We start from the raw sequence: 7,505 nt of genomic DNA, 5'->3' as shown, positions 1-7,505 counted from the left end.
ACGCGCCGCCGGCCGTACCGCGGGGGTGTTCGCGGCATGGTCCGCGAAGATCGAACCGACACCCGGACCGTTGGCCGCGGCGGCGCGTCAGCTCGCTCGGTCCGCGCAGCTTCCGGCGCACCGGGCGTACCGGGCCCCGAAGGGCGCAATGTCCGCCGGTGGTGCCGCATTGATCGTGATGCAGACCAGTGGGCATCTCCCGAAGAGCGTGTCCGCGATGCTGCTGCTGCGGCAATTGATGAAAGCTATGGAGGCAATCGCAGATGCGCATCGCGCATCAGGCGAACTACACCGTGCACTCGGCATCGAGTACGCCGTGCGGAGCGAGCTTGCCACCATCCATGCCTCCCAGCCACGGCAGTCGGTGCCGGTTTCCGCACGCGGCGAAGGCCGCAAGACGATGCAGGAACGCACGTCGACATCGACACTCACACCAGAGCAGGAAGAGTTACGGCGACTTGTCGCACTCGACAACGCCGCGCCACCGTCCGAGGCGGTACGGCGGCCCGGCCCACCGATTCCCGCGCCGCTCGACCCGTCCCCACGCACTCACGCCGGTCGCGACCGCGCACGCGGCAGCGGCAACGAAAGGTAGAAGCCTCCCCGCGGCGACGCAGACACCTACCGAGCCCCGGTTTCGGAAGCCGCTCGACGATCTACGCGGAGTCTTTTCCCCCGGCGCTACCCACGTCCTTCTTGATGACACCGTGGTCGATCGTCACATCGGTGATGATCGAGAAAGTTTGGCTGGGGATCTCGGGATTGATGGCATCGATCAGTCCCTTCACACGCTCATACTCGTCGTTCTTCTCGGTGATGTTTCGATGTGCTGGCGTGCCGTCGTTGGGCTCGTCGATATCCATGTAGCCGAGGTTGTGGTCGAAGGTCTCGTCATCCATCGTCACGAGCATTCCTCTCGCGGAGAATTTCCACACGTGATGTAGGCGAACCCCGACCAGGACACTGCGGGTGAAGGATCCGAACGGGTCCTCGCGTGTGGTGATCGTTGCCATATGCAGTGTCGGTTTGAAGAGAAGTGCCCCGACCAGGCTGACGCCTTCGAGGCGGGCGTGCCTCAGGTTCGTGTAGATCAGTTTCGCCCCATCGAGGGTCGTGTTGTCCAGCGTCGCGTTACTGAGAGTCGTCCGCGTCAAGTCGGCGCTCTTGAGGTTCGCGCCGGTAAGGTCGGCGCCGTCAAGCGACAAATGAGCGAGGTTCACATGACGCAGATCGAGACCACTGAGTGTGATCCCGTTGAGATCAATCCGCGTCTCTGGAATCGCTCCCTTCTCCGTTTGTCTGCGGTAGAGGTCTCGATGTGACTGGGCAAGACCAGGGCTGGGCGTCTTCCCCTTGGTGGCATGCAGCGTGTTGATTTCGCTCAGCGTCTGGAGTGCAGCTTTGCGGACGTCCTGGTCCTTCTTAAGCGCGTCGAGAAGGGGGGTGTCGCTGTGGCCTTCTGTTACATCCGCAGAGATCTTGGGGGTGCTGCGCAGATAGGCACAGAGCATGTCGACACACACTTGCCGCTGGCGGAACTCACGAATAGCCAACCAATCGAATGCCAATGCGGCGAGGACGTACACGGCACCTAGGCGGATCGTCGGATCGGCGTTTGCAAGTTGCTCGACGGCCTTGGCGAAGCGGTCGTGCAGTCGCGCGACACCTTCGTCCTCCTGCTTGGTGCGCTCCAATTTACGATCAGCGCGGGCCTTGTCGACCTCGTGGTCGTGCGCTTGCTCGGTGGTTTTTTGTCGGCGGTAGCCGACCAGCAAAGCCGCGATTGCTCCGAGTGCGCCGAGACTGAAAGCGACGGACCGGGAGACATCGAGTACCTCCCGGCTTTCCAGCGACCATACGGATTCACCCGCCGCGGTGAGCATTTCCGCCTGCCAGTAGTAGTGCATCCCGGCAAGGATGAACGTGACGATGATTCCGCCAACGATCAGCGCCTTCAGCGAGACGTTCTTGCCATCAGGTTTGATGCGTTTGGTCAACATCCTGCTGAACTGCTGGGCAAATCCTGCAATCAGGGAGGCCGGAACTAGCAGAAGAGCCACAAAGCCAGTCCACCCCCAGTAACTCCAGTTCCACCACACATTAACGCCATCATCAGTGGCGGCCTCAGCAACGATCCACCAGCCAACGAACACAACGATGGCGGTGACGACGAAGTACTCGATATGGAGGCGAATGAGTTCGGCTGTCGTGGGTTTGCTCTTCGTCGTTGTCCTGCTCATCCACTACTCCCACTGCCGGTTGTCTGTGGGGGAATTATGCGTTCGCGGCTTGTGTGTACCGCGAGCGGTCCACGCATCTAGCTGTGAACGGCCAGACCCCTGCGGCGGCGGATGTTCGGTTAAGGGTCCTACTCCACTGTGCGCTGGACCGTTGCCTGCTAGGGCTCGCGCGCTTCCAGATCTTGAAGAACGCGCACGATTAGAACGGTTGCCTGTGCCGCGGCGTACGTCTCCGTCCGGTCGATATTGCCGTGGGTCACCCGCTCCTGAGTTGCACCAGGTGAGCCGATTTTTGGGGGTGGTCCTGCCATCTGTGCAGGTAGCAGCTGTGCGTGTTCGGGAAATGGCACACTAACAGCTCGGTAGACTCCCGGCCCGTGGCCGCCTACATCCGCAAAGTCCGCACCGCCTCAGGAGCAACCGCGGTGCAGATCGCGGCCAAACAAGGCCGCCGGGACAGGGTTCTCGAACACCTCGGATCGGCCCACACCGACAGCGAACTCGCCGCCCTGCTCGAGACCGCCCGGGAGAAACTGCTTGCCGGCCAACAAGAGCTCGACCTCGATCTCGGCACGACCACCAGCGGTGCACCGACGATCACCGGCAAACGGTCCCGCTGGCTGATCGAGGTCATCGACACCGCATGGCGGCGCCTCGGATTCGACGTGGTCGACAACGACGCATTCTTCCAGCTGGTGGTCGCCCGCACCGTCGAGGGCACCTCGGTCGCGGACGCGGGCAGAGTACTCGGCGAGATCGGTATCGCCCCTGCCCACCGCAACACCTTCGTGCGGACCCTGCAGCGGTGCACCGCTCACGGCTACCGCGACGACATCGCACGGCGCTGCTTCGAGCACGCCGCCGCCGCGGGTGACCTGAACCTGCTGCTCTACGACGTCACCACCTTGTACTTCGAAGCGGAGAAGGAAGACGACCTGCGTAGGGTCGGATACTCGAAAGAACGCCGAGTCGACCCACAGATCGTCGTCGGACTGCTGGTCGACCGCGCCGGATTCCCCTTGGAGATCGGTTGTTTCGAAGGAAATCACGCCGAGACCCGCACGATCGTGCCGATCGTGCGCCAGTTCCAGGCCCGTCACGGCATCGACGGTGTAGAGATGGTCATCGCCGCCGACGCCGGCATGCTGTCGGCGACGAACCTCAAGGACCTCGATGCAGCCGGACTGAAGTTCATTGTCGGATCCCGGGTGACGAAAGCGCCGGCGGATCTGGCCAGCCACTTCCACTGGAACGGGGACGTGTTCACCGACGGCCAGGTCATCGACACGGTCACCCCGCGACACGCGAAGAGCGTGGTCAACGACATCACGCGCCGCGGCGAGCCGGTGTGGGATCCCGCCGACACGTCGGCGTGGCGGGCGATCTGGGCGTACTCGAAGAAGCGTGCCGTGCGGGATAACCAGACACTCAATGCTCAGGAAGCTCGGGCCCGGGAGGTCATCGACGGCACCCGCGCTGCCCGTGCACCACGGTTCGTCAAGACCACCACGAAGGGCAAGACCCTCGATGTCGAGGGCATCGCCAGGGCTCGTTCCCTCATCGGTCTGAAGGGGTACGTCACCAACCTCCCTGTGTCACTGATGAATCCGAAGGAGGTGATGGAGAAGTACCACGCTCTGTGGCACGTCGAGCAGTCGTTTCGGATGTCGAAGACCGACCTGCGGGCCCGGCCGATCTTCAGTCACACCCGGGATTCGATCGAGGCGCACCTGACCATCGTGTTCGCCGCGTTGGCGATCTCGCGCTATCTGCAGGATGAGACCGGGGTGTCGATCCGGAAGATCGTGCGCACCCTGCGTCCGCTGCAGGAAGTCACCGTCACGATCGCCGGGCATGAGCACATCGCCCTCGATCCGCTCACCGACGACGCCGTGAGCATCCTCGATTCCCTCGAAATCCCGAATCCCCGGTCAGGGTTGGCACACTAAACTGGTGCAACTCAGGCTCGATATGGAGGCGAATGAGTTCGGCTGTCGTGGGTTTGCTCTTCGTCGTTGTCCTGCTCATCCACTACTCCCACTGCCGGTTGTCTGTGGGGGAATTATGCGTTCGCGGCTTGTGTGTACCGCGAGCGGTCCACGCATCTAGCTGTGAACGGCCAGACCCCTGCGGCGGCGGATGTTCGGTTAAGGGTCCTACTCCACTGTGCGCTGGACCGTTGCCTGCTAGGGCTCGCGCGCTTCCAGATCTTGAAGAACGCGCACGATTAGAACGGTTGCCTGTGCCGCGGCGTACGTCTCCGTCCGGTCGATATTGCCGTGGGTCACCCGCTGCGCTAGATCCCACGTAGAGCGAATGAAGGTGCGCATTGGTTGCTGTGATGATCCCGCGGCGTACCGGTTGATGAAGAATTTCAGCCAGTTCTTCGCGTCGCCGGCTTTCGGTTCATCCTCACCCGCAGGGACGAGATCCGGGTTGGCGAGAATCTTCGCCGCGTCGATCAGTATCTCTCGACTCCTGCGCCCCACATCTTGGAGGTCGTCGGTGCTCTCGGCTCGCTCGAGTGCGCGACCAAGCTCGGCCACGCGGGTGTCGACGTCCCGCCACGTGACACCGGCTTCTGTTTCCGGCACCACGAGCGAGACGGAGCTCTTGATGCTCTCAAGAGCAGTTCTACTAGTCGCGACCAGATCATTAACATGACGCCGGCGGGTTGCCAACGTCGGCATACTCTTCCAGAGCCCGTTCCACACGCCTAGGTTCTCGTATGGAATCGGATCTTTCATCTTCAGCGTGGCCATGAGGCGGAGGAACTTGCGACGATTCTGCTTGTACTGCCGATCATTCTCAGTCGGTTGTTTAGAGCCGTCCGTACTCGCGTGGACTAGAAGTCCGACCTGAGCGTTAAGCAATGCGAGTGCCTCTGCTGCGATCTCGGAACGGGGGGTGTCGCTCAAGTCGTCGACGGTCTCGAGTTCGCTCATCCCCACATCTTGCCGTAGTAGTTCAATCTGTCTTTCGACAGGATGCCAATCTTCTGCGACTCCCCTCGCTTCTCTTACGACGGCAGGATTGCTCGACCGCATTCAGGTGGCGTTCGGCTGGATGCGATTTGAAGTACGTCGCAGCCTGCCTCCTCACGCTCCAAAGTAAGGAGGCAGGCATTCTCACCGGCCAGTCATCGTCCGCTCGGCAGACCTACCACGTCTGGCCCGGCCCTTGCGGGCCTTGGGATGGCTGCCCTCCCCGGTGACCGCCTCGACCGGGTGCCGGGCTTGGTCGAGGTCGGCGCGCATGCGGGTGGCGACTTCCTCTTCGGCGAGGCCGGCAGCTCTCATCTGCTCGGCGTCCTCGCCGCGTCGTTCGGCGGAGTCGTAGTCGTGTTCGGCCACCGAGCGCAGCGAATCACCCCCAGGTTCCTGCGGTTCGATGTCTTCGCTGTTCGTCTCGTTGCGTTCAGTTTCGTCGGCGCGTTCGGCATCTGCACGCTCGGCTTCGTTGAGAATTTCGCTGGCCGTCATGGTGTCTGAGTGGGCCCGGCCGCGTTCGGCGTCGGCGCGGGCTTGCCGGTTCTCGGCATCGCGGAGCAGGGAGTCGACGATCTTCTCGTCCGCGCCCGGAGCATTCACGTCGATGCCATACCGCTTGGCGGTTTCGGTGCGGATCCGGTCCGCCGCTTCCGCTGCGACTTGGGAGTGTTCCTGCCACGCTTGGGCGTGCTGCCACTGGTCGGCGATCTCGCCGGGCTGTGCGCGGTTCCACCATTGGTCATCGAACGAGGCGCGTAGATACGCTTCGACGCCTGCACGGTCGGTCTCAAGCCGTTGTGCGAGTTCACGGGCGCGTTCGGCGGATTCGCGGCGCACCTGCTCGAGGTCACGCTCGCGGTTGCGGGCCATCTTCTCGGCGATGCGGGAGGCCAGTTGCAGTGCGACCCGCATCATGCCGTTGATCTCACGGCTTGCCGAGTCGACTTCGGGGCCTTCTGACATGTGGTTCTCCTTACCGGTGGGTGGCGACGGGCTGGGTTACAGGTCGAGGCTGGAAGTGCGGGAAGGTGCGGTACCGGAGGACTGGGCCGGGGCTGGGTCCGGTTGGTTCGGCGAGATGAGCACGGACCGGGGCGGGTCGGGGAAATCGGTGGCAGCGAGGCGGGCGGCGGCGGTGACATCCTGCTCGATGTTGGTGGCGTGGTTGACGGCAGGTACGACACCGTTGTGTGCCGCAACTGCGGCAGTGGCAACATCCACCGCCCGGGCGCGCGCACCGGGACTGTTGTTGATCTGGAGGTAGGAGAAGGTGATGTCGGCCTGGTGGACGGCGGCGAGAAGAGCTACCCGCTGTTGAGAAGTGAGGGTGACGTCTTCGGCGAGGTCGCAGACGGTCTGGAGCAGCTCGGCCGAATGGTCGCAGAGCCCGCCCATGTCCAGGTCCGGGTCTGTGCGAGTGGCGGCCTCGATTTGGGCTTCGCTATGTCCGGCGTCGCGGGCGCGGTCCTTGGCTCGGTCGAGTTCTCCTGCGAGATGGGCTTGTAAGAGTTCGTGTTGCTGCACGTAGTAGTCGGCGGGTGTGGCGGGTACGTATCCGAACGGTTCGTCGACCGGTTCGTCGTACCCCCCGACGGCCAGGTGGTCGCCGTCGTAGACGTTGTGGGCTGCCCAGGCGACGTCGTGTAGTTCCGGTGAGAGTGGCTGGTGTACGGGTGAGTGCGGGTTCCGGAGTTCGGGGAGGATCTCGTTGGCGTGGGTGGTGAGGATCTCCCATGCGCGGGAGTACGGCGACCGCTGTTCATCGAGCTCACGGCGGACGGCGACGAGATCCCGGGGCCCGGCCGCGAAGATCACCTGGGTCTGCGCGGTGTCGTCGCGGGTGAGGGACACGTCGACCTGGGATGCGCGGCCGGACCGTGCTGCGTTGAGCGCGTGGTTGAGGGCTTCGAACGCGGCGGCCCGTGAGGTGTGCTGGGTGGTGGAGGTGCCATGCGGCGGCCCTGGCGTGCCGTTGCTGCGGAAATAGTTGCAGGTGGCGGTGTAGATACCGTCATCGTCGTGGATTCCCATGGGGGGTTCCTTTCCCTGGTGCTTAGAGGTTTCGGGTGTCCGGGAACATCCCGGCAGGTGCCGGGTCGGTCGGCAGCGGCGCGATGGCGTTGTCCACGGAGTGGTGGCCGTGCGCGGCGCTGCACTTGCTGAACGGGCCGTCCGAGGACATCAGCACCGACATGTGATGGTCGGCGTGGTCGCGCCACCACACGCTCATTCCGGTGGTGGGGTCGCGGCGGAAGTGTTCCCAGGTGCGCCAGAG

6 protein-coding genes and 1 pseudogene are annotated in these 7,505 nt (G+C 63.5%); 2 read left to right on the top strand and 5 right to left on the bottom strand.

Features of this window, described 5'->3' with window-relative positions; genetic code table 11:
• Positions 1–595, top strand: a pseudogene (locus MLGJGCBP_RS12850) (relaxase/mobilization nuclease domain-containing protein); the annotation flags it as partial.
• Between the two features lie 61 nt (positions 596–656).
• Here the strand turns inward: MLGJGCBP_RS12850 and MLGJGCBP_RS12845 are convergent.
• Positions 657–2,240: a pentapeptide repeat-containing protein gene (locus MLGJGCBP_RS12845; RefSeq protein WP_160096032.1), complete on the bottom strand. Its 1,584-nt coding sequence runs from the start codon at positions 2,238–2,240 to the stop codon at positions 657–659.
• A gap of 377 nt (positions 2,241–2,617) precedes the next feature.
• Between MLGJGCBP_RS12845 and MLGJGCBP_RS12840 the strand changes: the two genes are divergently transcribed.
• Positions 2,618–4,189 carry an IS1634 family transposase gene (locus MLGJGCBP_RS12840; protein WP_160096030.1) on the top strand — a complete coding sequence of 524 codons (1,572 nt, stop codon included), beginning with the start codon at positions 2,618–2,620 and terminating at the stop codon, positions 4,187–4,189.
• Positions 4,190–4,426: 237 nt separating this feature from the next.
• On the opposite strand, the gene MLGJGCBP_RS12835 is transcribed toward MLGJGCBP_RS12840, so the two are convergent.
• The 4 genes from MLGJGCBP_RS12835 to MLGJGCBP_RS12820 form a co-directional block, all read right to left on the bottom strand.
• A complete protein-coding gene (locus MLGJGCBP_RS12835) occupies positions 4,427–5,185 on the bottom strand; it encodes a hypothetical protein (RefSeq protein WP_160096028.1) in 759 nt (252 codons plus the stop codon).
• A gap of 183 nt (positions 5,186–5,368) precedes the next feature.
• Positions 5,369–6,193 (bottom strand): hypothetical protein, encoded by an 825-nt coding sequence (locus tag MLGJGCBP_RS12830; protein WP_160096026.1) that lies wholly within the window; start codon positions 6,191–6,193, stop codon positions 5,369–5,371.
• Between the two features lie 36 nt (positions 6,194–6,229).
• Entirely contained in the window at positions 6,230–7,261 is a 1,032-nt protein-coding gene (locus MLGJGCBP_RS12825; protein WP_160096024.1) for a hypothetical protein, read from the bottom strand.
• A gap of 22 nt (positions 7,262–7,283) precedes the next feature.
• The coding region (locus MLGJGCBP_RS12820; protein WP_160096022.1) for a DUF4913 domain-containing protein at positions 7,284–7,505 on the bottom strand (222 nt) is incomplete at its 5' end.

The organism is Rhodococcus sp. T7 (assembly GCF_009872365.1).
Lineage (GTDB): Bacteria > Actinomycetota > Actinomycetes > Mycobacteriales > Mycobacteriaceae > Rhodococcus_F.
The sequence above is the reverse complement of the archived record's forward strand: the minus strand, read 5'-3'. Positions and strand labels throughout refer to the sequence as shown.